Below are 23,839 nucleotides of genomic sequence, written 5' to 3'. Positions count from 1 at the left end.
GAGGATAAAAGATGGAGCAAATAACAAATGGTAAATTAACCAATATTGAAATGGAAATGGCTATTGATGAGCTGAAACGTAATTTACCTTACTTTATTCAAAGCACTGCCGTTACTGCCAAAGTTTTAAAAGCTAAGTATGATAGCTTAGTTTCTGAAGGATTTACGGAACAACAAGCAATAGAAATTATTAAAGTCAGGCCGCTATACGAATAACAATGATACCTTATTTATCTATTCGTCTTTTTAGCATTTGCAGACGTAAAAGATTCAAAGCTGGTCGTGGACGTAACCACGTAAAAAATCGTACCAAGGAGGAATATATTCATGAAAAGAGAATTTTTAGAAGGTTTAGGCCTTGAAAAAGAGGCTATTGAAAAAATCATGGCTGAACATGGAAAAACCGTTGAAACTCATAAAATAAAAGCAAATGATCTTCAATCGAGTCTTGACGATCTGAAAGGACAACTTACTCAGAGAGATAAGGATCTGAAAGATTTAAAGAAAAAGGCAGAAGGTAGTGAAGATTTACAAATGCAGCTTACAAATCTGCAAAAACAGTACGACGACGATAAGGTATCATATGAGAAGAAAATCAAAGATACACAGTTATCAAGTGCGCTTAAACTTGCTCTTAATGGTAAAGTGCATGACGCTGATTTAGTAGCAAGACTTATTGATAAATCAACAATTGAATTAGGAGAAGATGGAAACATCACAAAGGGACTTGATGAGCAGATTAAAACACTGCAAGAATCGAAGTCCTTTTTGTTTGTCCAAAAAGATGAGGGAAATAGCGGCGGTTTTCGTGGTTTCACCCCTGTAGGTGGAACAACACAGAAGAATGATGATCAACAAAAAACAAATGAAGATTTCGGAAAGAATCTTGCTAATTTCGCAACGAATAACAAAGATTTAGATAAGGCACGTGATTCGTATTTTAATTAACGAGGAGGATGAACATGAAATTTATTGAAACTCAATATGGAAATAAAACAGAGATTTTAAAGTTTCCTGACCACTATGTGAACTTAGCTATAACTGTTAGTGATGAAGGAATTGCAGCAAATGCTGAAGGGAAAAAGATTGTTGCTGCAGGTACTATTTTGGGTGGCGGAGTTTTGACAGATGATAATGCACTAGCTGTAAAAGCATCAACCGATGAGAACGGCTCAAATGCAGAAGGTATTCTCTTTAGTGATGTAGATGTCACATATGGTCCAGCATCAGGAGCATTGCTTATCCATGGATTTGTGGCACTGGACAAATTACCTAAAGCCCCAACTAAAGAGGATAAAGCAGCATTAAAACAAATAACATTTTTGAAATAAGAGAGGATGAATATAATGCCAACCATTTTTGATTTAGTTAATGCAAGGAATATTGCATCATATTATACAGAGTCAACATCCAACAAAATACCTCTACTTGGACAAACATTGTTTCCAGCTAAAAAGCAGCTTGGACTTGATCTTAGTTGGATTAAGGGAGCAAATGGTTTACCCGTAGCTCTAATGCCTTCGGAGTTCGATACAAAAGCTACATTACGTGATCGTATTGGATTTAGCAAAGTAGAAACGGAAATGCCATTTTTCCGTGAAGCTATGCGTATTGGTGAAAAAGACCGTCAGGAATTAAACAAGTTAATTGCTTCTTCGAATGAAGCTTATTTAATGCCATTAATTACTAGAATTTATGATGATGTTACTAATCTAGTAAACGGTGCAGAAGTACAGCCTGAAAGAATGATTATGCAGCTGTTGTCCAAAGGAAAGATTTCCATTCGTGCAAATCGACAAGACTATGATTATGATTACAAAATGAAAGATGATCATAAAGAAGTACTTGTCGGCGGGGCCCAATGGTCAAATCCAGACTCTACTCCAATTCAGGATATCATTCGTTGGCAAAAAACTGTGGCAGAAAACACAGGAACAAAACCTACAAATGCTATTATGACGACTAAAACATTTGGTTATCTATTGAATCATCCTAGCATCCGTTTAGATATGAATCCAATTGGCGGCCAAAATATTATTATGACGGAAGCAATGCTCAAACAATACTTGAGTACAAAACTAGGATTGTCTGTAGCTGTTTATGATAAAAAGTACATTGCTGAGGATAAAACAACCCAGAACTTCTATCCGGACGATTATTTTACACTTCTGCCTAGCGGTTCACTAGGAAATATCTATTATGGTACAACACCAGAGGAATCCGATTTAATGGCCGGTAATTCTCCAGCAGATGTTCAAATAGTGAATACTGGTGTGGCGATTACCACGATCAAAGAACCTCACCCTGTTAACGTGGAAACCATTGTTTCTGAAATTGTACTACCAAGCTTCGAAACAATCGATAATATTTTCATAGCAAAGATTAATTAATAGAGAGGATTAGTTCCTCTCTATTTTTATGGATGGAGGTAATGTGAATTGACACAATTCAAAGTTACATTTAATCGTAATGTTAAGTTCGGAAAAAATCCATATCGTAAGGGTGATACTGTAATAATCCATGAGGAACAATTAAATGTTTTAAAGGACTCAAAAGTAATTACTAGTAATATTGAAGAGCTGCTTGAAACACCCACTGAACAAAAGGAAATTGAAGAAATGACGGTTCCTGAGTTAAAGGAATATGCATCCGAACATAATGTTGATTTAACTGGAATAACAAAGAAAGAAGACATCCAAGAAGCTATTCAAAGCTACTTGGAGGAAATTAATGATGAAAACCATTGATATTGTTAAAGAGAAACTTCCGGATCCAAAACCAAATGATGGTGTGTTAAACATCTACATCGATGAGGTTGGTCAAGCTATTATGAATTATTGTAATAGGAGAGATATTCCTACTGAATTACGTTATGTCCATGCAAATATGGTTATTGACTTAATGAATAGCGAAAATCGAAGAAATGAATCGGAAGAGAATAATGCTGTATCATCCATTAAAGAAGGTGACGTACAAGTAAACTTTGGTACTGTCCAATTAGAATATCGTGAAAAAGCCACAGAAGCACTTCTTTTTGATTACGCTAAACAGTTAAATCGTTTTCGAAGGTTAAGGTGGTAGCTATGAACATTTCAAGTATAATGGCAAAAGCTACCTCAGCGGTTGAGTTTATGTATGACAAGAAAGCGGAAATTAAGCGCTATGAAGAAATAGTGAAGCCAAACGGTGCTGATGGTATGGAATGGATCATAAAGCATACAGATGTACCTTGTCGTCTTTCCACTCCAAAGCTTGATAATACAGTTCAAGGGGAAGCAAATGCTATTAACTATGACGTGAAGATGTTTCTTTCAAGTCTCTTTGATGTTAAGGCTGGAGATATCATCATAGTTAATGGTGAAGAATATGAATCTGCCAAAAAACCCTTCGTGTATGTTTCTCACCAGGAAGTTTTCCTTGTTTGGAAGGGTTACGCATAATGGGTTTTGAATTTAGCGAAGTGTCACGTATCAAGGAAAATCTGATTGAGCTAAATAAGGCTTCTTATAAGATTCATATGAAAGTAGCAAAACGTGTAGCTCAATTGGCCATCCGTAAAGTTAAGAAGATGACTCCTGTGGATACAGGGGATTTACGTAACAATTGGAAATATGATGTTATCAAAAAGGGCGATACGTATATTATTGTCATTTATAATCAATTGGAATATGCCTCCTTCGTGGAGAATGGACATAGAATAGTCATCGCGGGAAAAACAGTTGGTTGGGTTGAAGGGAGATTTATGTTGAAGTTGACCGAAGAAGAAATGCAACGTATTGCTCCGAATATGTGGGAAAAAGAAGTAGTAAAGGAGATGAGACGAATCTTTGGTAACTGAACTTAAAGACCTCATTATTCAGCAACTGAAACAAGTTTTTGGTGGGATAAAAGTATATGATGAACCAATCCGGCAGGGACTCAAAGTTCCTGCTTTTTTGGTGCTTATAGTAAACGATTCGCAGGAAAGAAAACTTTGGAATCTGTCAGAGTGGCAGTTCTTGGTGAACGTCACCTACTTTCCTGAAGATGAAAGAAATGTTTATACAGAAACCGATAAGGTAAGCCAAACGTTTAAAGAGAACTTTCGCTACATTGCCAATCAATATCATGTCAATCGATTGGAAGCGGAAAAGCATGATGGAACTCTAGTAATCACGTTTAGCGTGAAAAAAATTGTTCGTGAAATAGAAGTAGGAACAAAAATGCAGAAATTGCATTATGGAGGTGCTACGAGTGACTAAAGCAAAAACCACGCCTGGACAGAAGTTCGGGAAAGCAGCATTTTTAAATGCCGCAAAAAAAACAAATGAACGATTACTTCTACAAGTTTTATTAAAGGACGGCACTACTTACACGAAAGAAGAAGTAACCAAGCTTGTAGAAGATTGGAAGAAGAAGGAGGTTAAAGCGTAATGGCAGGAGGATTTTGGGAAACTCAAAACAAAGTACGTCCTGGTGCTTATGTTAACTTTGAAACCAATGCTCTAGTAGCCACTGGACTTGATTCTCGTGGTGCTGAAGTAGTCCCTATTAAAGCTGATTGGGGCGAAACAGGCAAGTTTATCAAAGTTTCTCCGAATACTAAGTTCAAAGAGAAGTTTGGAAAATCGCTAGATGAACTTATTCCTATTCGTGAAGCCTTCAAGGGTACGGGTGAAGTCATAGTCTACAACTTAAATGGTAAGGGTGAGAAAGCAAAAGCGACAAATGGAACCTTTACAGTTACTGCAATTCATGGGGGTTCAGATGGAAATAAGATTGTAGTTATGGTGGCTCCTGAACTGGAAGGTGGCGCTACTGTTAAAACTTTCTTTGACGGTAACCCCGTGGATTCTCAGGAGGTAATTTCAAGCGTAGAATTGAAGCCGAATGCTTATGTCGCTTTCTCCGGGGAGCTTCCTACTAGTGAAACAACTCTGACCTTGAAAGATGGAACGACAGTAGCGGCTACAAATGAATCCTACTCTGATTTGGCAGCAGGATTGGATTCTCAACGATTCAAAACTATCGCTATTGGAACGGATGACGATTCTATTAAATTACTATTCTCTTTGAAAATAAAGCAATGGAGAGAGCAGGAAGGTAAGAATGTTACTTTCGTTACCAATGATTATAAAGCTGCAGATCATGAAGGAGTTGTTTCCGTACTAAACGGCGTTATGCTTGATGGTGGGGAAGAATTGGCAGCCAAGGAGTCTGTGTACTGGTACGGTGCTGCTTATGCCAATGCAACCACCAATTCACTTACTTATGCAGAATACCCTGGGGCTATTGATTGTGAGCGTCTGAGCCATGATGAGATTGTCAAAGCATTGCAGGACGGACACATTGTTTATACCTATAACGAAGGTGCTGACGGCGTGGACAAAGTGGTGGTCGAACAAGATATCAACACATTCCGTTCCTTTACACCGATCAAGAACCAAGATTTCCGTAAAAACAAAATTGTGCGTCAAATGGATATTGTTTCAAATAACGTACAGCATATCTACTCCCGTTTCTTCATCGGGAAAGTAGATAACGATGAGAACGGTCGAAACCTATTCAAAGGACAGATCATGACCGTTATCTTGGATCCACTTGTTCGTCGGGGAGCAATCGAACCATATGATCCGGATGATATCCATCTACAACAAGGCGCTGAAAAAGATGCTGTGTTGGCTTCTATGGGTCTGAAGTTCAACGACGCTATGGAAAAGTTGTATATGACTGTTGAATGTAAATAACGGAGGTGGAATGAATGCCACGTATTATGCAAAATAACGATGCAATTAGTGCAAAAGAAGGCATGGTGTACGTCACCATTGAAGGGCAGGTGCACGAATACGCTGAATTGATTAAATTCGAAGCCCGTATTGATTATACAAAAGCAGATGTAAAGTCGGTTGGAAAGCGTATGAAAGGCGGAAAGATCGTGGGTGCAGAAGGTACAGGCTCCATGGAGTTCTATTATCATCGACCAGAAATGCGAAAGATGGCACTAGAGTATGTGAAAACAGGTAAGTCACCTATCATGGATGTTCAAGTTGTCAATGCCGATATCACTTCTCGTGCAGGAAAACAGACAGCGCTCATTAAGAATGTTGTTCCTGACGGAGCCTTGATTGCCATGCTTGATGGGGACACGGACGATCTTTTGAAGGATGAAACGGACTTCACGTTTGATGACTTTGATTTCTTGGATCAATTTAATGTAATTACTGATTGATAAAAAGGGAGGAAATGTAAATGAGTAAATTTAGTTCTTTTATGAAGGGTAACGTAAAACAAACGGAAACAGTTAAATTAAAACTAGAACGTTTTGAAGAGCCTATTGAATTGCGTCCATTGACTGCTGGGGAAGCCGATAAGATTAATGAGAAGTGTTTCGTAAATAAACCTGGAATCAAAGGCCGTCCAGAGAGAGTGTTTGATGTAGTGAAATACAACCGTGGAATCAATACTGCTTCAATTGTCTATCCTGACTTGAACGATGTTGAGCTTCAAGAATCTTACGGGGTTCGTGGGGCGGAGAATCTTTTCTCCGAACTGTTTTATTTGGGTGAAGCATCGCAGATTCTTGAAAAGGTGACTGAGATCAGCGGAATTGGTGGCAACATCAACGAGGACATTGAAGAAGCAAAAAACTAATAGATGGAGGGCCTGATGAAAAGGATCCTGAAGCGGTTTATGCACATTACGCCCTCCAGCGTTTAAGAATACGTCCACAAGAATTTTTTGAAATGGACAGAAAAGAGAAAGCTTTTGTTATAGCGAGTATCGACATTCGTATCAAGGAAGAGCAGAAAGAAGCAAAGCGAGCGAAAAGGAAAAAGAAATAACTCCCCCTTTTTTATGCTATATTGGTATAAAAAGGAGGGGGACAAAGTGGCTCAAAATAAAGTTATTGCAGGAGAGTATGAAGGGAAAAACATATTGCTTAGTAAACAATCTTTATTTGGAAAAGAAGAAGTTTTTTTATTTACTGGTTTTACTAAAAAATTTCCATTGAATAAAGATACTGTATCTTCTTATGAATTGATCACGGAAGAACATCGAAAAAGCGCCGTGAGTGGTGTGTCAAGAGGTTTAGTAGGAGGGGCATTATTAGGGCCTGTCGGCTTATTAGCAGGGCTATCGGCAAAAAATAAAGGGACACATACATTAGCAATTGAGTTTAAAGATGGTAAAAAGTCTTTAATTGAAATCAATGAAAAATTATATAAAACACTAATAAAATCACTATTTTAGTATTAAGCACTCATTAAATTTGGGTGCTTTTTATTTTGCTTGAAAGGCTGGTGAGAATATATGTCAGGCGCTCAAACAACACTATCTCTTCAAGATAGGTTGACCGGCCCCCTAATGAAAATCATGCGAGCCATGGATAGTACAATAAGAGTTATGGAGCAGATGGACTCTGCTACCCAGCAACTGGACCAAAAGAGCCTGGCGAATGCTAGGCGGAACATATCCAATGCTTCAGCAGACCTTGAGCGTTTACGGAGTTCTATGGATAACACCGGAAGGGGAGCGGAGGGCGCAGCCCGTCAACAGGAGAAGTTCAATCATTCTCTTGGTGACGGGCTTTCTTTACTAAAAGATTATGCTGGTGGGCTGTTAGCAGCGGTTGGGGCTTATAAATTATTTAATGCAGCAAAAAATACGCTATCGGATATGTTTTCACGAGGGATTGATTTCCATGCATTCAAGCAAAGTTCTGAGGTAGCATTCACCACTTTCCTTGGAGATGCAAAAAAAGCTAAGCAATACATGGACGATATGTATGCTTTTGCACTAAAGACCCCATTCTCTTATCCAGATCTACTGGAATCTAGTAGGAACTTAATTGCATTCGGTATAGAAGCAAAAAACACCTTTCCAATCATGAAAGCTATAGGTGACGCAGTAGCAGCTATCGGAGGCGGAAATGCTGAGATGCAGAACATGGCCAACATATTCGGACAGATCCAGGCTCAAGGGAAAATAACAGCCGTAGAAGTAGATCGGCTTTCTCAGTATGGTATTAATGCCTTTGAAATACTTGGGAAAGCCGCAGGTAAGTCTGCTAACGAAATGAGGGATCAAGTTTCCGATGGGGCTGTTGACGCAGGTATGGCCATTACCGCATTAGTAGAAGGGATGAATAAAAAATTTGGCGGATTGATGGAAGGTGTGAAAGGTACATGGCGCGGTGCAATTGATTCACTTAATTCTGCCCGCAGAAATGCCGGTGCTGCTATGATGGATGACTTCATGGAGCCGCTAACCAAAACCATCGGTATTGTAACTGACGCTTTCAAAAAAGTGCCTAAATATATCGGTCCCGCAGTAGCTGCTTTTGTCCCACTTGTAAATATGTTCAATGAGACATTTGGCGGTAATAGATTTGATGGTGTCTTTGAGGGGATAGGAGCTTCTATCACCTTTATAGCGACATTGTTATCTTGGATGGGTCAGGCAGCCTTATGGGTAGCTGGAATATTCGCGGATAACTGGTCTTGGATAGCGCCTATTCTAACGACAATAGGGGCTGTTCTTCTTACAATCTCCGGAATCCTGCTCACGAAATACGCTATTATTGGTTTAATTCGTGTGGCAACAGCAGCATGGGCGGCATTGCAGTGGGCTGTTAACGCTGCATATCTTGCTAATCCTATCGGGATTGTACTGCTCATAATCGTGGCAGTCATAGCACTTGTTATTTATGCAATGGTTGCCTGGGCTGACACTACGGCTACGGTTATTGGGGCGATTGTTGGGTCTGTCTACTGGCTTGGTGCTGTGTTTTACAATACGCTCATGGGCATCGGGAATTTTGGTATCATGGTCGCAGAATGGTTCGTAAATCATTGGAATCAAGCAGTTTTCGGGGTTCAATTGGCATGGATAGGTTTAAACCTGCTTGTCCGTATGGTCTTTGATGCCATAGGAAATGCTGCACTTCGAACAGCTGAATTCTTTATCAATATCTGGAATAACGGAGTGTACTTAGTACAAATGGGGTTCTATAAAATGCAGGAAGGCATCCTCACGGTCATGAGTAGTGTAGCGTCTGGAATAGTGGGTGCGGTGAATCATGCACTTAGTGGTATTTCTACCCTAGTTAACAAGGCAGTCAGCGGCATAAACTCATTAATTAGTTTAATTAACAAAATCCCAGGCGTAGATATTGGCGAAATTGGTAACGTCGATTTGAAAGCAAGCACCGCAGCTGTTGATAAGCTAAACAGTATAAAAGCTAACCTTGTAGCGCCTACTAAGGCAGGACCTGTAAACCTTGGCTCATTCAATACGGCAGGAGACTACATGAAGAGTGTCAACATGCCTACAGCTCCGGAGCAAGTTTCTTTTGGAAGGCTAGAGTACAAGAATCTTGGTGATGCATTTGTTAAAGGTCAACAAGTTGGATCTAATCTTTCCTTAAAGGCCAGCGAAAAACTGACAGGTGCAATTGATAAAGTAACTGGTTTAATGTCAGGAAAGAATTCTAGTTTAATGAATCCAGGAGAAGTTCCTGCAGGAGGATATGATCCTACACTAGGTGGTGCAACTGCACCAGGTGCTGCAGGAAAGAAAAGCAAAAACCCGACAGGTGGAAAGTTGGATAAGATCGGCAAGATTGAGGACAAGATCAACATTGCCGATGAGGATTTGAAGCTTTTGCTTGAAATGGCGGATAGTCGATCTATCAATCAAGTGAATATAACTCTTAGCCCGTCCGTTACCTTCAAAGACGTGACGATGAAGGAGGAAGCGGATATTGATAAAGTGATCTCAAAAATTAATAAGAGCTTTGAAGATGACATGGCTCGAAGTGTAGAAGGGGTAGTGACATGAGGGGGATCTATCTAAGCGTAAAGAATGACACGGAAGGGTTTCGTCTTCCTGTCAATCCCGAAACAGTAAACGTGAAGAATAAAGGGGATGGGGAATCTTTTAAAATAGCAAAACTTGGTTCAGTCAATGTACCAAAAGACGTTGAGTTGAAAGAGTTTGATCTTGAAAGTTTTTTCCCAGCGCAAAAGTATCATTTCCTTGAAACTGATTTTAGGGAGCCCTCATTCTACACGGAAAAACTTGAAAAATGGATGAATGACAAAGAGCCAGTTCGCTATATATACGTGGACGGCTCTTTTATTATCAATGAGCTCGTAACCATTGAATCTTTTGAATATGATGAATCCTATGGAACTTCGGACGTAAATTTTACTCTTGCATTAAAAAAATTCGTCCCGTTTGGTCCTAAGAAACTTAAAGTAGCAAAGCCAAAAACGACAACAGCCTCATCCAAGAAGAAGCCGGCTGCTGTTAAAAAGAAGGCTCCAGCAACGCAAAACAAAAGAACAGTTCCACAAACCTACTCCTTAGTGAAAGGTGATAGTCTTTGGAAAGTCGCTCAGAAGTACACAGGTAACGGGAACAATTATTCTGAGTTGGCGAAGCTCAATAACATCCAACCAAGCCAATACCGCAAGTTGGCCATAGGATTGAAATTAAAGATTCCTCCGTCCTGGACAAAGAAATGAGGTGGGATGAATGGAAATCTTAATCGATAACCGAAAAGGTGAAGTGTTCGATATTCCAGTTAAATCTTTTGAATGGAAAACGGAACGGATCGGGAAAGCAAGTTCGTTTGAAGCAGATATGTATAATGATAAGCCTTTGGAGTTCCCTGTTGAAGGTGGGGCAATTATCCGGGCTACTGAAGGCAATAACAAGATTTTCTATGGCTTCGCTTTTGAGGACGGCATAAAAAAGAGTGGAGATATGTCAATCAAGGCGTATGACCAACTACGATACTTAAAGAACCAGGACACTTATGTTATGCCTTCTTCCACGGCTACAACTGCTATAAAGAGAATCGCAGGAATGCTAAATTTGAGCACCGGCATTTTGGAAGACACAAAGTTTGTCGTTCCTGGAATCGTAGAGGATGAAAAAGAGGCTTTCGATGTGGTGGCAAAATTCCTTGATTCCACTTTGATTGCAACAAACCGAAATTTTATCCTGTTTGATAATTTCGGGAAACTTGATTTGCGAAGTATTGAAAATTTGGTCATACCTGCTGACGATTTCTACATTGGTGATGACAGCCTGCTTTACGATTATGAGTATTCCAAGTCAATTGATAAGGAAACGTATAACAAAATAAAGTTCGTTCGGGACAACAAGAAAAAAGCTAAAAGAGAAACTTTTATAGCCCAAGATTCAGCAAACATCAAGAAATGGGGTCTTCTTCAGCAGTTCCGCAAAGTGGACGAGAACATGACAGATGCCCAGATCAAGGAATTGGTTGAGCGATCCATCAAGGCATATAACAAAGAGACAAAAACGCTTGAGTTATCTTGCCTAGGTAATTGGAAAGTGCGCGCGGGTCGTATGCTCTACCTATACATTGCAAAGCTTGGCATAAAAGATTATGTCATGATTGACGAATGTACCCACAAATGGCAAGAAGGTGTACACACCATGGACTTGAAAGTGAAGGTGGTTTAAATGTACGACAATGTGAAAAAGGCGGCAGTGAAAGCCGTTATGGCAACCAACCCTGTTAATATTTTGTACGGTACAGTTGAGAATGCAAAGCCTTTGGAAATTCGTGTTCACGAAAAACTGAAGCTGACAGAAGAGTTTCTGGATATTGCCGAACACTTAACCCGACATGAAAGAATTATCTCTGTTGACTATGAGAACCCAAAGACTTGGCCAGATTCAGTCATAGGGGATACGGCAAAAGATACAAGTTCATCTGAAGGCTATTCAAAATACAATTTGAAATACGCAAAAATGATATTTGAAAATGGGTTAAAAAAAGGTGACAAGGTGGTACTACTACGTGTACAAGGCGGTCACCGTTTTTTAGTCATTGATAGATATAAGAGAGGTGAGGAAGTATGGTCTTACCAGTAGGAGGAGTCACTGTCACGGAAGATTTAGAAGTAGTTAGTGAGGCGCAGCTTCCTACCCGTACTTATAAATTAGATTTGGAACGCGGCAGATGTACAGGCTTCATTGACCGGAAAGAAGCAATGGAACAAGCAATTCTAAAGGTTTTGCGGACCAAACGATTCGCCCATCTGATTTATTCAGATGACTACGGCTTTCAGGACATGATTGGTCATGAGCGCCTATTCGTTCGGGGTGAACTTCCAAGGCGAATAAAAGAAGCTTTGCTGCAAGATGAACGAATTACGTCCATCGAAAACTTCAAGCTTGATTTTGAAAAGGATGAAGCCTTTGTAAGTTTGACTGCCCTTACTATCTACGGTGACGTGAATGTATTAAGGGAGGCGATCCCGTTTGTTTGAACATTATACTTTTCAAAGTATTCTTCAAGATATGCTGGACGATGTGCAAGATGACGTAGATAAGAGGGAAGGATCCATTATTTATGATGCACTTGCTAAAACAGCTATGAAATTTGCAGAAATGTATTCTAATATAGATATTCTTTTAAGGTTAATTTTTGCAGATACTTCTGATGGTGAATATCTAAGAAGACGGGTAGCTGAGCATGGGGTTTACCCGGATTTAGCTACAAAAGCGATTCGTAAGGGAATATTTACTGATACTCAATCAAGACCAATGAATATACCAATTAACAGTCGATTTCGATTAAATGACATTATCTATCAAGCTATTAGTCAAATAAGTGACGGGGAGTATAGACTTGAAGCTGAAACGCCTGGAGTAATCGGAAACCAAGATTATGGCGATCTACTACCTATAGAGTCGATTCAAGGTTTAGGAAAAGCAATACTATCTGATGTTTTAATACCTGGCGAAGATGAGGAATCCGATGAATCTTTATATAACAAATTTGTTGAAAGTTTAAATGATCATCCATTTGGTGGGAATAGAGCGGACTATAGGAAAAAAATTATGGATATCCAAGGCGTAGGTGGAGTCCAATTATATCGTACTCCTAATGGAGGAGGAACCGTAAAAGCAGTTATTATCGATTCAACTTTTAATGTACCAAATAAGGAGCTGATTGATTCAGTTCAAAATGCTATTGATCCTATAGAAGTAACTGGTGAAGGGTATGGTACTGCTCCAATTGGCCACAAGGTTGTTATAGAAGCAGTTCAATCGGTTAGTGTAGATTTTGGTACTACTTTATTACTTAATGATTTGACAGTAGGACAAGTAGAGCCCCTAGTTATATCAGTTTTTGAAAAGTATCTTGAAGAAATTCGAAAAGAATGGAAAAAAGGTGACTCACTAGTCTTAAGAATTAGCCATCTAGAATCTCGTATTTTAGCTATTGATGGTGTACAGGATATTATAAATACAACTTTAAATGGTAATCCCGGAAATATTATTTTACCTAGAGAAATCCCTGTAAAAGGGAGTGTGATGATTAATGAATAGTATGATGGAGTATTTGCCCCGATATTATTGGGATATTAAAGAATTTCAAGAAATGACTAATGTTGAATCAAAAAAATTTGAGCAGCTAGAAAGTGATATTAACCAACTTGAAAATGATCAATTTATATTAACTTCAAGTGAGGTAGCTATTGCAAGACGAGAGGCAATGTTTGGTATTATACCTGATCCAACTACGGAAACATTGGAATATCGTAAACAAAGATTACTAAGTAGAATGCAGGGGAAACCTCCTTATACAATTCATTATTTAAAAAAGGTATTAAAGAGTTTACTTGGTGAAAATGATTACCAAATTAATTTAGATATTATTCAATACCATCTTGATATAGAAGTGAAGTTCAAACCAGGTACATTATCAAACTATCAGGAACGTTACTATAAAGAACTTTCAAACTTGCTTGATCGTGTGGTCCCGCTAAATATGGGACTATCTTTAACTCATAAAAGAAAAATTGAACTTAACATTAATTATGGAGGGTTTATTTCCGAAAGAAAAAGAACAACCATCAACCCCATTAAATTCACAATGCCAAATCTAAATTTGGATATAAGTAGAGCAGGTTTTATATCCACGAGAACAAGAACAACCATTAAGCCGGAGGTGATTCATTAATGGCAGATTACACAGGTATGGCATTGACAAAAAAAGGGCGCATGCTACAAGCAAAGGCTGAAAGTGGTGTCCAATTAAAATTTACAAAGGTATCTATTGGTGATGGTGAAAATAATGGCCAAAACATAGATGATCTTACATCACTAATCAGTCCAAAAAAGGACTTAGGTATTAGTGGTATTCAAGTCGATAATTCGGGATATTGCAGGATTCACACTTCTATTACAAATGAAGGACTAACAGAACCGTTTTATGTTCAGGAAGTAGGCCTTTTTGCTGAAGATCCAGACGAAGGAGAAATTCTCTTTGCAATTACATTTGCAAAGGAAGCCGATTTTTTACCTGCTAACGGTGGAAACACTGGTGTTAATGCAGAATTTGAAATTATTGTAGTCGTTGGCAATGCTAAAGAAATAACTGCCGTTATTTCCAACACTGGCTATGTGTCCAGGGAAGAATTTAATAAATTGGTTATTCGAGTGGATGCTATTGGTCAAAGGGCAGAAAAGAACACCGATGATATTTCTAAATTGTCATTGAAACTAACAAACTTAGAACAATCCTTCTCTAATAACTTCACAAACAATCAATTTACAGAGGATTTTTACACACTGGATGATGTGATTGTTAGTCGTGGGGTTTATGACAGTGTTAATAAAAGGTTGGTGATATAAAAATGAATCAAGTGATTCAAACATTTACCATTGAAGCAGGGGAGGTTATTTAATGGCGACTTACATTTCTAGTCAATTAACAACCGGTGACAATCCGGCAACTAGTGGGACTTTAGAGGCTAATGGAGATAACTGGCTAGGTATATGCCGTTTTAGGCCCTCATACAAAAGATACCTAAAAAACATACGTTTCTATGTTTATAATTCGTCACCTGGTACAAACCTTAAATGGAGAGTTAAAACATGGAGCACAGGAACATCACTTGGAGAGGGTCAAGTGGCATTATCGAACATGATAAACCAATATTTAGACATACCGATCCCTGATATTTATTTATTGAGTGCCGAAGATTATATCATAGAAATATGGATGGATAACGGTATTAATTTTGGTTTTAATCATAACGGTGTTTACCAAACAAATAGTGGCGGCCTTTCCTTCTTTCAAGATCAAAACGTAAAATGGATGGTTATTGCACTAACTACACAAGATCCAAACACCGCGCCAACAATACCTGGAACATTCACGCAACCTATATCGGGTACAACGTTAGAAATCGGAGATCAAAGGGCATTAACTTGGGGAATGTCCAACGATCCCGATTATAATTTTTCTACTTATATACTAGACGTTCAGATCGATGGAGGGACATGGAAAAACATAACATCGACAGTTAATTTAAGTTACACATATACAATCCCAACGGCTAAAACACTAAAATTTAGAGTAAAAGCAAGGGATAAAGAAGGAGCCGAAAGCGCCTATCGAGAAAGCGCCGTTTTCGACGTCACAAAGAAATTGTATTATTGGAGTAAGTATAATATTTCAAGGCAAGAGGTGAGAACTGAGCCGCCTTGGAGTTTGGACGCACAATATGATAAAGGTACAGTTAATGATGCTTGGGGGTATCCGTCGTATTCGTTTGATCCAAATACAGGGACATACAAGGAAAGTGGTACTCCTAGATATGCTAACTATCAACCTGGATTTGTTGGTTATACAGTATATAACGGCGGTAATAGCATACAAAAATTTGAGCTTGGCACCGAAACTTTATACCAATATTCCAAATCGGGTTTCCTTCAAAGTTTTAGAGATGTTCGCGGATCACTAATTCAATCCGGCATCATAGCCGAAGAAGGAACATACCCAACAGACGGCCAACAATCCGGCTATTGGTGGGTACGAGGTAGCCGCGTAAAAGATTCTATTCCACCGCCGGGACCATTCACCGTACCTACACAAGGGACGGTATTAAAGCCGGGTGAAACTGTTAGTGTAACATGGGGACCGTCGTCAGCACCTAATTTAGCAGGGTATACATTAGAATATAAACATAATAGCGATGGTAGCTCTACCGGATGGACGAAACTATCTGAAATAAATGCTTTAACAAGAGGAATAATAATAACTAAAGATAAAACATTGACAAATATACAATTCCGGGTATATGCAAGAAATACAGTCAATACGTCGTCTGATTATGTTTATTCCGATGTTTACGAGATTCAGCACAATGTCATACCTACTATTCTTTTAAATACAGCAAATAACTTCACTATGTCTGAAACAGAGGGACAGAATGAGGTTCTTGTGGATGGTAGCGCAAGGGATACAGATGCAAACGATAATATTATTATCAAAATGCAAATTAACGATGGAACGATTCGAAATATCCAATCTGGTTTATCAGACGGATCAACACCTATCGAGTTTTCGAAAAAAATCACGTATAGCAATAAGCGTGTTTACGATGGTGCCACACCTATATCAAATGATCTTGCTGAAAATGTAGATCACACATTAAAGGTATGGGCGGATGATGGACAAGGTGGTATATCTACAGTCGAGGAAAGAATATTCCGAGTGATTCACAACAGACCACCTGTTATTTCTGGAACTGATGAAGATTTAGGGGAATTACTTGAAATACCATCAATCACATACCAGGTAGATGATCCAGAGAAACAAACAGCAACAATTACAGAAAGAATTAATGGACAAGTCATCCGAACATTTGATGCAGAGTTAGGAACAGAATACAAAATAGAAATACCTATTGAAATGTGGATTCCTTTGCAACTTGAACAGGAACATAAGTTAACAATTGAAGCAAAGGACTCATTTGGGGCGAAATCAACTAGAACATACACATTTACAAGAACCGAAGATACGATTCAATTAGAATTAAAAAATCCTTTTGTTACGGATATAGCTGCAACAAGAATCCTAGTTACACCGGATGTGTATTTACCGATTGGGTCAACGATTGTTATTGAAGCATGTAACAACGCCTTTGATGAAGTCCCTACCTGGGAGGACGTAACTGGAATGGCTATGAATAAAAGAGGTTTTCATTTTACGAATACAGAAAAAACAGCCGAACAATGGGGAATAAATATTCGTTTCACTCTCCACAAAGGAACAGCACATGACCAGGTTAAATTTAACGGATTCGGGGGTGCATTTGATTGAAAATCCTAAATGAAAAGCCATTAAGCATAATTAAGCAAGAAAAAGAGAACCAAGAGAATATTCCCATTTCACTTGATGCAATAGGGCTTGAATTAGTCCAGGAAAAACTAGATCATGCACAAACAAAAGAAATGGTTGCTGCACTTGGTCAAGAACTGGTTAAAACTAAATTGGAAGTTGCGAATTTAAAGGGAGGTAATTCATAATGACCTTTTGGCAAATGGCTTATAAATTTGGTTGGGCAAGTATGGATGACTTAAATTTAGCAGTACAACTGAAGGAAATTTCTGCAGCAGAATACAAGGAAATAACAAAAGATGATTATGTAGCACCTACCGAATAGGTGTATTTTTTATGATTTCATGACTACAGTGAACTATGTACCGAGCATGGTTAATTATTTATGTAGGTGGTGCCATATGGATGCAAGTTTAACTCAATATTTTTTAACACAGGGACCATTTGCGGTCCTTTTTGTATGGCTTTTATATACGAGTCGTAAAGAAGGTAAAGCAAGAGAAGATAAACTTTATCAGACGATAGAAGATCAAAATGAAATACTTAACAAATTTAGTGATAAATATGACGTTGTGATTAATCAATTATCAGATATCAAAGACCGATTGCCACCGAAGTAATTGGTCTTTTTATATTTAATTTTTAAACTGAAGGGATGATAAAAATGGATAAAGGAACAGTGATTCGAACAATCGTTTTAGCCGTTGCGTTAATTAATCAATTTTTAGTTGGATTTGGGTTGTATGAAATTCCAGGTACTGAACAAGATCAAACTGCAGTTATATCTGGAGTATTTACTTTTGTTGCTACAGGAATTGCTTGGTTTAAAAATAACTATGTAACAGCCAAAGGGAAAAAGCAAAAAGAAGTATTGAGAAAAGAAGGATTAACGAAATCTAAGTAAGAGTGATGACTAAAAGATTACTTTTTTCTCTATAGCCTTTCCGAAAAAGGACAGGTTAGCATAACAATAGATTAGGAAATAATTATTTCTTTTGAAAACTGTAGCCAGCTATGTACCGAACGTATTAATATCTTTTAGGTGGTGCGTTATGGAAGAACGAGTATCGAAACTTGAAAGTGATATTTCAGATGTTAAAACAAGGCTTGCAGTAGCAGAATCAAACATTAAAGACATAAAAGAAGATATCGCAAGTATAAAAAGCAATACGACTTGGATTTTAAGAATTGTTATTGGTGCAGTGGTTTCTGCGGTTTTAGGATTAATAATTAAAGGAGGAATATAAAAAATATCGTAATGAGCGACAGCAATTAGTTGTTGCTCACTTTATTTTGAAAGGAGTTTTGTAAATGAAAATAGCAATAGATGCTGGACACGGAAAAAATACCCCAGGTAAACGTACTCCAGATAATTCCTTACATGAATGGGAGTTTAATAGTGGAGTAGTAACGAAACTGATAAATAAGTTAAATACGTGTGAGAATGTTTCGATATTAAGGACTGACGATCCAACAGGTAAAACAGATGTATCTTTGAAATCCAGAACAGACAAAGCAAACAAATGGGGTGCTGATGTTTTCTATTCTCAACATGGAAATGCTGCATACAGTACGTGGAATAGCGCAAACGGTCTTGAAACTTTTGTTTATACCTCATGGCCAAAGGATTCATTAGCTTTTGCTAAAGTAGTACAAGAATATGTTGTTAAAGCTACAGGGTTACGTGATCGAGGAGTAAAAGCTAAAGACCTTCATGTACTGCGAGAAACAAATATGACAGCAATCCTACAAGAAGGACCATTTATGAGTAATAAGGAAGAATCAGAACTATTGAAATCAGAAGAATTTCGAGAGATATATGCTGAAGCAGTATTTAAAGCATTTGTTGCTCATTTTAAATTAAAAATCAAAGAGGTATCTAAATCAAACGTAAAGGAGGAATCGAAAGTGGAAAAGAAAATTTCGTTCTATACTGGTGGATATTCTGGGGAATCACTTTTAAAGATTCATAATTTCCTTATTCAAAAAGGTTATTATTTTAAGCCTACTCGTAATGATGGAGGATCACTTTCCTTTGAAATTGGACAATTTACAGAAGGAACACCAAAAGCAAAAGAAATGGAACAATTTCTAAAAAGTATTAATGCTTGGTATCAAATTAAGTAGAAAGTTATTATTGAATAATTTGTTTGTCAACTGTACAAAATATAATTACTCGCCTGAAATTGTGTTGACCATATTGTAAAGCTCCTTCACAGTTTGAGTGGGGGCTTTTAATCATTTTATGAGACAACCCAAGCAATAACACTTAGAAATTATAAAATGTATTGACCGATAAATACTCCAGCAAAACCGCGTATGAAATTGGTTAATTTATTGTCTATCTATTTCCACTACTGCTTCACCACTCATTTTGGTCCTTCTCAGTCGAGAGGGATTTTTTTATTTAGACAAAAATGAGTAATTAATCTTTTAATGGATAGTATAACTACTCGCCTGAAATTGTGTTAAGAATATTTCTAAAATCTCCTTCTCGGATCGAGGGGGGGCATTATACCATTTGTAAAATAACCCAAGCAAAAAAACTTAAAAATAAAAAGATGTACTAAGTAATAACATTAATCAGCAATAAACCAGTGAATGAGGGTAACTTACTTGTCCGTAGTTATTCACTTATCTATTATCCTCCATTATTACCCCCTCTTAATCCTGAGGGGCCTTTTCTTCTTTAACTAAAGCCCCCCTGTTAAGTACAACCTTTTACAATCTACTTCTTATGAATAGGAAAACAGAGTTTTTTTATTTATTATAGTGAATAAATTTAACCTTCTTAAACATTTTGATAAGTAAGTTTTTCATAAATATACTGGAACCAATACAATAAAAATGCCTTAGAAAAGAAATAAAGGAAAAATTGAAATTTATTAAATCGAACCAATGTATAATACCTAAATTTTCTTGCAAAATATGTGATTGGATAAGCAAAGACAGCATTTATAATTCCATTGATTAAAATAAACCATTTAAAATTTCCGTTTGCCCATTTCAAAGACCATATAGCGACAGCTAAAAATGGACCAATTTGGAATGGAAATTCCCCAAAGAGAGTGGATTTAGGTTTATTAAAGAAGACCCACCACCTTTGTTTTTTTCCATATCGTGCATGAAGCATTTCTACGATTAAAATAAGGAGGGATGCTGGTAGAAATCTTTTTATGTTACGTAAACCTAATTGAGGGATTGTCAACCATGATATTAAGACCATTGCAACATTAACTATTCTTTGAATTTTTATTGTCATAGCTTTTATCATCCCTTTCCCAAAGTGTTCTTTTTTACCTATTAAAATATCCAATAAATCACATTAATATGTAAGCTATCCTTTTACTAACCTACCCCTTTAGTCGAATATGAAAAAAGGGTTGGTAAAAGCCCTTCTAAATCGAGAGGAGCTTTATAAAAAAATTTTCTATAAATGAATAATATTTATTTCAAATTACATAATAAGATTACACCCAGGTAGGTGTATTATGATGAAGACTCCTTCTCAATTTGAGTGGGAGTTTTTATCATTTTATAAGACTATCCAAGTAAAAAGACATACGAATAATATTATACTTAATAAGTAAAAGCATTAATCAGCTACTAACCAGTGATAAGGTTAATTTAATTGTCCACTCATTATAGTCCTCTTCCAGTAATTTTAGCTCCTTCTCAATTGAGACGGGCTATTAATTTTAAATAAAACCCCCAAGTACTTGTATAGTACTTTCTCACGGAATTGTATGGGTTAGTTTAACAATCTGTTTCATTTCTATAAGGTAACCTTCAGTATGTATTAACCAATTATCATATATATATTGTTGAAAAAAAGGTGTTCCTCAAAAAATGTTTGATTTCTTTAATAAAAAGAAGAGAATGCATGTAAATCTCTATTGTGGGTACATTACATACAAATTAGCTACTGGAGAGTAATTGTTTTGAAATGAGCAAAACGATCAGGGAACATTAAATAATTAGGTTATACCTGCGATTATTTTGACAACAGTTTATACAGTAATTATTACAATTTTAGGATTAAAAACAATACAGATGGTGAAATATATTTATGATTCCAATAGAAATAAAAATAAAGATAAATTACTTATTTCTTACAGTATTCACTAGAAAATATAATGAGGTGATAGTGTGAATGAAAATGAATTAAAACTTACATCTTCTGAGATAGGAACTTTGTGGGGAGAGTATGTTAACGGTACAATGACCGATGTAGTCAATAAATACATGGCTTCTATAATTGAAGATGAGGAAATTAAAACAATTTTTGAAAGTGCCATTAATACGTTTGAAAGGCAAAAGCAGCAAATCGTAAGTTTTATGAAGAAAGAAGGATTTCCCATTCCCATTGGCTTTACAGAATCTGACCTCTTTAAAGGGAAACAGAGATTATTCACGGATATATTTTGCCTACATTATTTACATATTATGACCTTACACGGTTTGCTAGGACACACCACATCACTAGGTGTATCTGTTAGAAAAGACTTAAGAGATTTTTATGATTCATGTAATAACGATGCCAAAAAAATGTATCATCAAACCATTGAGTTATTGCTTGAAAAGGGAAGTTTTCAAAGAGACCCATTGTTTTATCCCGCCAAAAACCCTGAATATGTATCTGGTAATGATTTTATAGATGGTTTTTTTGGAAAAGGAAGACGTTTATCAGCAACAGAAGTCCTCAGTATTTCTTTCAACCTTAAAAAAAGTATTATGGCTAAAACTCTTTCTATTGCATTTAGTCAGGTTGCTCAAACAAAAGAGGTAAGAAAGTTTTTAATGGAAACTGAGAAAACATCAGATGGACAAATAAAAACATTTTCAAAAATAATGCAAAATGATAATTTACCTGTTCCGAAATCTTGGGAAACAGAGGTTACAACTTCAACGGATTCTCCTTTTTCAGATAAGTTAATGTTGTATCATATGGGTTTTTTGTTCCAAGCAGCTCAAAATTATCATGGAGCAGGTCTAGCCTCCGCCATGCGAACAGATCTTGTGACGGCATACGAAAATACCATTATAAAAAATTTACTGGTTACAAAAAAATGGTTTAATCTAATGGTAAATAATAAATGGTTAGAACAACCTCCACTTGCTCCTAATAGAAAAGAAATTGCAAAAAAAGTGTAGTGAAAACAGGTTGTTGGGGGTAGAATAATTCTTGCAAGAGGAGCATATGTATATGCTCCAAACACTCGTTATGTTGATAGATTCCAAGAAATTGGTGGATTTAATTCCTAATAAAATTGCCCTTCTCATTCGAGAGGGGCTTATTTGAGTTTACTAAAAATAATGCAGTAACTATTCGGATTTATTATCTTCTGCTGCATCAATTAACCTTTGTATATATTCATTTTTTCTATGTTCAGGAAGCATATTTAACAGTTCTACGAATCTCTCATAGAGTTTCATGTCTTCTGGGTCTATACTTTCATAGAATTCTAGATCTTCTTGTTCTTTATCTTTTCGAACTTTAACTTTTAGTTTTATTTCTTCCGGTTCACTTCTTCTGCTAATTTTCATTTTTCACCTCATAAAAAATATCAATATAATACAATTCTTATCATTTTATAAACGCAAAATAAGAGTGCTGCTACAGTTATAGTATTGGTGATGATGTAAGGAATCCTTACTTTGACCAATATCCATTTTACTGTTATGGCTAAAATAGTTGGAATTATAAATATTAATACTAATTTCATAAATAAGTTATTTACAGAGCCTCGCAATATAGAAAAATCTACATTCATCGAAACACCTCCCTAATTGTAATATCGGGTATTTTTGATGAATGTGAATAAAAGGAAAAGATCACCTTTATAGGGATATAAATAAAATAAATCGAAATTCAAAATTGGTTTAGTTGGGATTGGTATGAAAACATAAAGTATTGTACAAGATGAAAGAAAGTAAAGCTAAAAAGGTGATATGTTGAAAACAAAAAATATTGTTTTTGTATCTATTATTGTAATATGTTTATTGGCACTTATAACTAACCCATCATCGAAATCGGATTATGTGGATTGGGTATCAACACAGATTAAAGATGAAGGTGGAGTGTTACTAGGTATGATCTCCAGTCCAATTGTGAAATCAACCACAACTAAAAAGAACTATTTACTTTTTACCCTATACAAAACCGGAGATGATTCAGATAATTCTCCAAATCTTGTAGCTCTTGGAATATTTGATAATTATTTTTGGATAAGAGGTGCAAATGAATTGAAGGAATAACCAATAGTGGTTATTCTTTTTTTGTCCAAATCTCTCTGATATCCATCCCTAACTCTTCACTAATTAAATAAGCTGTTTCAAAGGAAGGTAAACTTTTATTATTTATTAAACCACTTATAGCTGCGCGGCTTATTCCAATCTTTTCAGCTAGTTCCTTTGAAGTAATATTTCTCTCTGCAAAAATAACCTTCAATTTACATTTAAACTCCATTTTTCTCACCTCAATAAAGCTATTCCACTTTAACTATGTAAAATCCTTTTTATTTTATTAAAGTGGACAATGCATAAAGGACAAACACTACCTAATATCTATAAATCAATAATACGTAAACAGTTTCGTTTTACTATTCGTTAATCATATTCACTTAGCTTTTCGCATGGCGAAAAGTAAAACGAATGATAGAAAGCTAGTTATAACAAGGTT

General features: G+C 36.7%; 34 protein-coding genes. 31 read left to right on the top strand and 3 right to left on the bottom strand.

The window, feature by feature from the left end:
• Window positions 1-11: 11 nt before the first annotated feature.
• The 29 genes from I5818_RS21885 to I5818_RS21745 all read left to right on the top strand — a co-directional run bounded on the left by I5818_RS21885 (window position 12) and on the right by I5818_RS21745 (window position 19,284).
• Window positions 12-215: a hypothetical protein gene (locus tag I5818_RS21885; RefSeq protein ID WP_078109558.1), complete on the top strand. Its 204-nt coding sequence runs from the start codon at window positions 12-14 to the stop codon at window positions 213-215.
• A gap of 111 nt (window positions 216-326) precedes the next feature.
• The gene (locus tag I5818_RS21880) at window positions 327-947 is read left to right on the top strand and encodes a phage scaffolding protein (protein WP_078109557.1); all 621 of its coding nucleotides are present in this window, start codon (window positions 327-329) and stop codon (window positions 945-947) included.
• Window positions 948-961: 14 nt separating this feature from the next.
• Window positions 962-1,330, top strand: coding sequence for a hypothetical protein (locus tag I5818_RS21875; RefSeq protein WP_078109556.1), 369 nt, complete (start codon window positions 962-964; stop codon window positions 1,328-1,330).
• 15 nt (window positions 1,331-1,345) lie between these two features.
• On the top strand, window positions 1,346-2,389 hold the full coding sequence (locus tag I5818_RS21870) for a major capsid protein (RefSeq protein ID WP_078109555.1): 1,044 nt from the start codon (window positions 1,346-1,348) through the stop codon (window positions 2,387-2,389).
• 48 nt (window positions 2,390-2,437) lie between these two features.
• Entirely contained in the window at window positions 2,438-2,746 is a 309-nt protein-coding gene (locus tag I5818_RS21865) for an SAP domain-containing protein (protein WP_078109554.1), read from the top strand.
• Entirely contained in the window at window positions 2,730-3,080 is a 351-nt protein-coding gene (locus tag I5818_RS21860) for a phage head-tail connector protein (protein ID WP_235849566.1), read from the top strand. The genes I5818_RS21865 and I5818_RS21860 overlap by 17 nt, the downstream gene beginning before the upstream one ends.
• Window positions 3,081-3,082: 2 nt before the next feature.
• On the top strand, window positions 3,083-3,439 hold the full coding sequence (locus I5818_RS21855) for a hypothetical protein (protein WP_078109553.1): 357 nt from the start codon (window positions 3,083-3,085) through the stop codon (window positions 3,437-3,439).
• On the top strand, window positions 3,439-3,837 hold the full coding sequence (locus I5818_RS21850) for an HK97 gp10 family phage protein (RefSeq protein ID WP_078109552.1): 399 nt from the start codon (window positions 3,439-3,441) through the stop codon (window positions 3,835-3,837). The genes I5818_RS21855 and I5818_RS21850 overlap by 1 nt, the downstream gene beginning before the upstream one ends.
• Window positions 3,827-4,240 carry a phage tail terminator family protein gene (locus I5818_RS21845; RefSeq protein WP_078109551.1) on the top strand — a complete coding sequence of 138 codons (414 nt, stop codon included), beginning with the start codon at window positions 3,827-3,829 and terminating at the stop codon, window positions 4,238-4,240. The genes I5818_RS21850 and I5818_RS21845 overlap by 11 nt, the downstream gene beginning before the upstream one ends.
• The gene (locus I5818_RS21840) at window positions 4,233-4,412 is read left to right on the top strand and encodes a hypothetical protein (protein ID WP_235849564.1); all 180 of its coding nucleotides are present in this window, start codon (window positions 4,233-4,235) and stop codon (window positions 4,410-4,412) included. The genes I5818_RS21845 and I5818_RS21840 overlap by 8 nt, the downstream gene beginning before the upstream one ends.
• Window positions 4,412-5,725: a phage tail sheath C-terminal domain-containing protein gene (locus I5818_RS21835; protein ID WP_078109550.1), complete on the top strand. Its 1,314-nt coding sequence runs from the start codon at window positions 4,412-4,414 to the stop codon at window positions 5,723-5,725. The genes I5818_RS21840 and I5818_RS21835 overlap by 1 nt, the downstream gene beginning before the upstream one ends.
• Before the next feature lie 14 nt (window positions 5,726-5,739).
• Window positions 5,740-6,207, top strand: a complete 468-nt coding sequence (locus I5818_RS21830) for a phage tail tube protein (protein WP_078109549.1) — start codon at window positions 5,740-5,742, stop codon at window positions 6,205-6,207.
• A gap of 20 nt (window positions 6,208-6,227) precedes the next feature.
• On the top strand, window positions 6,228-6,629 hold the full coding sequence (locus I5818_RS21825; RefSeq protein ID WP_078109548.1) for a phage tail assembly chaperone: 402 nt from the start codon (window positions 6,228-6,230) through the stop codon (window positions 6,627-6,629).
• A gap of 237 nt (window positions 6,630-6,866) precedes the next feature.
• Window positions 6,867-7,229 carry a hypothetical protein gene (locus tag I5818_RS21820; RefSeq protein ID WP_235849562.1) on the top strand — a complete coding sequence of 121 codons (363 nt, stop codon included), beginning with the start codon at window positions 6,867-6,869 and terminating at the stop codon, window positions 7,227-7,229.
• Window positions 7,230-7,289: 60 nt separating this feature from the next.
• Complete coding sequence (locus I5818_RS21815) at window positions 7,290-9,818, top strand: tape measure protein (RefSeq protein ID WP_078109545.1); 2,529 nt, start codon at window positions 7,290-7,292, stop codon at window positions 9,816-9,818.
• Window positions 9,815-10,507, top strand: coding sequence for a LysM peptidoglycan-binding domain-containing protein (locus I5818_RS21810; protein WP_078109544.1), 693 nt, complete (start codon window positions 9,815-9,817; stop codon window positions 10,505-10,507). Before I5818_RS21815 ends, I5818_RS21810 begins: the two co-directional genes overlap by 4 nt.
• 10 nt (window positions 10,508-10,517) lie before the next feature.
• On the top strand, window positions 10,518-11,477 hold the full coding sequence (locus I5818_RS21805) for an XkdQ/YqbQ family protein (RefSeq protein WP_139358096.1): 960 nt from the start codon (window positions 10,518-10,520) through the stop codon (window positions 11,475-11,477).
• The gene (locus I5818_RS21800) at window positions 11,478-11,891 is read left to right on the top strand and encodes a DUF2577 domain-containing protein (protein WP_139358094.1); all 414 of its coding nucleotides are present in this window, start codon (window positions 11,478-11,480) and stop codon (window positions 11,889-11,891) included.
• Window positions 11,876-12,289, top strand: coding sequence for a DUF2634 domain-containing protein (locus tag I5818_RS21795; RefSeq protein ID WP_078109543.1), 414 nt, complete (start codon window positions 11,876-11,878; stop codon window positions 12,287-12,289). Before I5818_RS21800 ends, I5818_RS21795 begins: the two co-directional genes overlap by 16 nt.
• Window positions 12,282-13,355, top strand: coding sequence for a baseplate J/gp47 family protein (locus tag I5818_RS21790; RefSeq protein WP_235849561.1), 1,074 nt, complete (start codon window positions 12,282-12,284; stop codon window positions 13,353-13,355). Before I5818_RS21795 ends, I5818_RS21790 begins: the two co-directional genes overlap by 8 nt.
• On the top strand, window positions 13,348-13,989 hold the full coding sequence (locus tag I5818_RS21785; RefSeq protein ID WP_078109542.1) for a putative phage tail protein: 642 nt from the start codon (window positions 13,348-13,350) through the stop codon (window positions 13,987-13,989). The genes I5818_RS21790 and I5818_RS21785 overlap by 8 nt, the downstream gene beginning before the upstream one ends.
• A complete protein-coding gene (locus I5818_RS21780; RefSeq protein WP_078109541.1) occupies window positions 13,989-14,663 on the top strand; it encodes a phage tail-collar fiber domain-containing protein in 675 nt (224 codons plus the stop codon). Before I5818_RS21785 ends, I5818_RS21780 begins: the two co-directional genes overlap by 1 nt.
• Before the next feature lie 52 nt (window positions 14,664-14,715).
• Window positions 14,716-17,139, top strand: a complete 2,424-nt coding sequence (locus I5818_RS21775; protein WP_209391951.1) for a fibronectin type III domain-containing protein — start codon at window positions 14,716-14,718, stop codon at window positions 17,137-17,139.
• Window positions 17,136-17,345 (top strand): XkdW family protein, encoded by a 210-nt coding sequence (locus tag I5818_RS21770; RefSeq protein WP_078109540.1) that lies wholly within the window; start codon window positions 17,136-17,138, stop codon window positions 17,343-17,345. The genes I5818_RS21775 and I5818_RS21770 overlap by 4 nt, the downstream gene beginning before the upstream one ends.
• Window positions 17,345-17,482 (top strand): XkdX family protein, encoded by a 138-nt coding sequence (locus tag I5818_RS21765; protein WP_078109539.1) that lies wholly within the window; start codon window positions 17,345-17,347, stop codon window positions 17,480-17,482. Before I5818_RS21770 ends, I5818_RS21765 begins: the two co-directional genes overlap by 1 nt.
• Window positions 17,483-17,558: 76 nt before the next feature.
• The gene (locus tag I5818_RS21760) at window positions 17,559-17,777 is read left to right on the top strand and encodes a BhlA/UviB family holin-like peptide (RefSeq protein ID WP_078109538.1); all 219 of its coding nucleotides are present in this window, start codon (window positions 17,559-17,561) and stop codon (window positions 17,775-17,777) included.
• A 35-nt stretch (window positions 17,778-17,812) separates the two neighbouring features.
• Entirely contained in the window at window positions 17,813-18,061 is a 249-nt protein-coding gene (locus I5818_RS21755; protein WP_180211465.1) for a phage holin, read from the top strand.
• Between the two features lie 148 nt (window positions 18,062-18,209).
• A complete protein-coding gene (locus tag I5818_RS21750) occupies window positions 18,210-18,404 on the top strand; it encodes a hemolysin XhlA family protein (RefSeq protein ID WP_078109536.1) in 195 nt (64 codons plus the stop codon).
• A gap of 64 nt (window positions 18,405-18,468) precedes the next feature.
• Complete coding sequence (locus I5818_RS21745) at window positions 18,469-19,284, top strand: N-acetylmuramoyl-L-alanine amidase family protein (protein ID WP_180211466.1); 816 nt, start codon at window positions 18,469-18,471, stop codon at window positions 19,282-19,284.
• Between the two features lie 664 nt (window positions 19,285-19,948).
• On the opposite strand, the gene I5818_RS21740 is transcribed toward I5818_RS21745, so the two are convergent.
• The gene (locus I5818_RS21740; RefSeq protein WP_180211467.1) at window positions 19,949-20,419 is read right to left on the bottom strand and encodes a hypothetical protein; all 471 of its coding nucleotides are present in this window, start codon (window positions 20,417-20,419) and stop codon (window positions 19,949-19,951) included.
• Between the two features lie 887 nt (window positions 20,420-21,306).
• Between I5818_RS21740 and I5818_RS21735 the strand changes: the two genes are divergently transcribed.
• Complete coding sequence (locus tag I5818_RS21735; protein WP_078111376.1) at window positions 21,307-22,311, top strand: DUF3231 family protein; 1,005 nt, start codon at window positions 21,307-21,309, stop codon at window positions 22,309-22,311.
• Between the two features lie 171 nt (window positions 22,312-22,482).
• On the opposite strand, the gene I5818_RS21730 is transcribed toward I5818_RS21735, so the two are convergent.
• Window positions 22,483-22,704: a hypothetical protein gene (locus I5818_RS21730; RefSeq protein ID WP_078111375.1), complete on the bottom strand. Its 222-nt coding sequence runs from the start codon at window positions 22,702-22,704 to the stop codon at window positions 22,483-22,485.
• A 405-nt stretch (window positions 22,705-23,109) separates the two neighbouring features.
• On the opposite strand from I5818_RS21730, the gene I5818_RS21725 reads away from it, so the two are divergent.
• Entirely contained in the window at window positions 23,110-23,415 is a 306-nt protein-coding gene (locus I5818_RS21725) for a DUF4359 domain-containing protein (protein WP_139358245.1), read from the top strand.
• Between the two features lie 10 nt (window positions 23,416-23,425).
• Here I5818_RS21725 and I5818_RS21720 read toward each other — a convergent pair whose 3' ends face one another.
• Complete coding sequence (locus I5818_RS21720; RefSeq protein WP_078111372.1) at window positions 23,426-23,626, bottom strand: helix-turn-helix transcriptional regulator; 201 nt, start codon at window positions 23,624-23,626, stop codon at window positions 23,426-23,428.
• Between the last annotated feature and the right edge of the window lie 213 nt (window positions 23,627-23,839).

The sequence above is a fragment of the Heyndrickxia oleronia genome (assembly GCF_017809215.1).
In the GTDB taxonomy this organism is placed as follows: domain Bacteria; phylum Bacillota; class Bacilli; order Bacillales; family Bacillaceae_C; genus Heyndrickxia; species Heyndrickxia oleronia.
The sequence above is the reverse complement of the archived record's forward strand: the minus strand, read 5'-3'. Positions and strand labels throughout refer to the sequence as shown.

Bases quoted from the DNA above. Each gene is read 5' to 3' on its own strand.
- I5818_RS21860 (WP_235849566.1), top strand. From the start codon at position 2,730: ATGATGAAAACCATTGATATTGTTAAAGAGAAACTTCCGGATCCAAAA.
- I5818_RS21765 (WP_078109539.1), top strand. From the start codon at position 17,345: ATGACCTTTTGGCAAATGGCTTATAAATTTGGTTGGGCAAGTATGGAT.
- I5818_RS21760 (WP_078109538.1), top strand. From the start codon at position 17,559: ATGGATGCAAGTTTAACTCAATATTTTTTAACACAGGGACCATTTGCG.
- I5818_RS21780 (WP_078109541.1), top strand. From the start codon at position 13,989: ATGGCAGATTACACAGGTATGGCATTGACAAAAAAAGGGCGCATGCTA.
- I5818_RS21720 (WP_078111372.1), bottom strand. From the start codon at position 23,626: ATGGAGTTTAAATGTAAATTGAAGGTTATTTTTGCAGAGAGAAATATT.
- I5818_RS21810 (WP_078109544.1), top strand. From the start codon at position 9,815: ATGAGGGGGATCTATCTAAGCGTAAAGAATGACACGGAAGGGTTTCGT.
- I5818_RS21825 (WP_078109548.1), top strand. From the start codon at position 6,228: ATGAGTAAATTTAGTTCTTTTATGAAGGGTAACGTAAAACAAACGGAA.
- I5818_RS21830 (WP_078109549.1), top strand. From the start codon at position 5,740: ATGCCACGTATTATGCAAAATAACGATGCAATTAGTGCAAAAGAAGGC.
- I5818_RS21775 (WP_209391951.1), top strand. From the start codon at position 14,716: ATGGCGACTTACATTTCTAGTCAATTAACAACCGGTGACAATCCGGCA.
- I5818_RS21800 (WP_139358094.1), top strand. From the start codon at position 11,478: ATGTACGACAATGTGAAAAAGGCGGCAGTGAAAGCCGTTATGGCAACC.
- I5818_RS21745 (WP_180211466.1), top strand. From the start codon at position 18,469: ATGAAAATAGCAATAGATGCTGGACACGGAAAAAATACCCCAGGTAAA.
- I5818_RS21855 (WP_078109553.1), top strand. From the start codon at position 3,083: ATGAACATTTCAAGTATAATGGCAAAAGCTACCTCAGCGGTTGAGTTT.
- I5818_RS21870 (WP_078109555.1), top strand. From the start codon at position 1,346: ATGCCAACCATTTTTGATTTAGTTAATGCAAGGAATATTGCATCATAT.
- I5818_RS21750 (WP_078109536.1), top strand. From the start codon at position 18,210: ATGGAAGAACGAGTATCGAAACTTGAAAGTGATATTTCAGATGTTAAA.
- I5818_RS21815 (WP_078109545.1), top strand. From the start codon at position 7,290: ATGTCAGGCGCTCAAACAACACTATCTCTTCAAGATAGGTTGACCGGC.
- I5818_RS21730 (WP_078111375.1), bottom strand. From the start codon at position 22,704: ATGAAAATTAGCAGAAGAAGTGAACCGGAAGAAATAAAACTAAAAGTT.
- I5818_RS21880 (WP_078109557.1), top strand. From the start codon at position 327: ATGAAAAGAGAATTTTTAGAAGGTTTAGGCCTTGAAAAAGAGGCTATT.
- I5818_RS21805 (WP_139358096.1), top strand. From the start codon at position 10,518: ATGGAAATCTTAATCGATAACCGAAAAGGTGAAGTGTTCGATATTCCA.
- I5818_RS21740 (WP_180211467.1), bottom strand. From the start codon at position 20,419: ATGACAATAAAAATTCAAAGAATAGTTAATGTTGCAATGGTCTTAATA.
- I5818_RS21885 (WP_078109558.1), top strand. From the start codon at position 12: ATGGAGCAAATAACAAATGGTAAATTAACCAATATTGAAATGGAAATG.
- I5818_RS21725 (WP_139358245.1), top strand. From the start codon at position 23,110: ATGTTGAAAACAAAAAATATTGTTTTTGTATCTATTATTGTAATATGT.
- I5818_RS21755 (WP_180211465.1), top strand. From the start codon at position 17,813: ATGATAAAAATGGATAAAGGAACAGTGATTCGAACAATCGTTTTAGCC.
- I5818_RS21795 (WP_078109543.1), top strand. From the start codon at position 11,876: ATGGTCTTACCAGTAGGAGGAGTCACTGTCACGGAAGATTTAGAAGTA.
- I5818_RS21875 (WP_078109556.1), top strand. From the start codon at position 962: ATGAAATTTATTGAAACTCAATATGGAAATAAAACAGAGATTTTAAAG.
- I5818_RS21835 (WP_078109550.1), top strand. From the start codon at position 4,412: ATGGCAGGAGGATTTTGGGAAACTCAAAACAAAGTACGTCCTGGTGCT.
- I5818_RS21850 (WP_078109552.1), top strand. From the start codon at position 3,439: ATGGGTTTTGAATTTAGCGAAGTGTCACGTATCAAGGAAAATCTGATT.
- I5818_RS21785 (WP_078109542.1), top strand. From the start codon at position 13,348: ATGAATAGTATGATGGAGTATTTGCCCCGATATTATTGGGATATTAAA.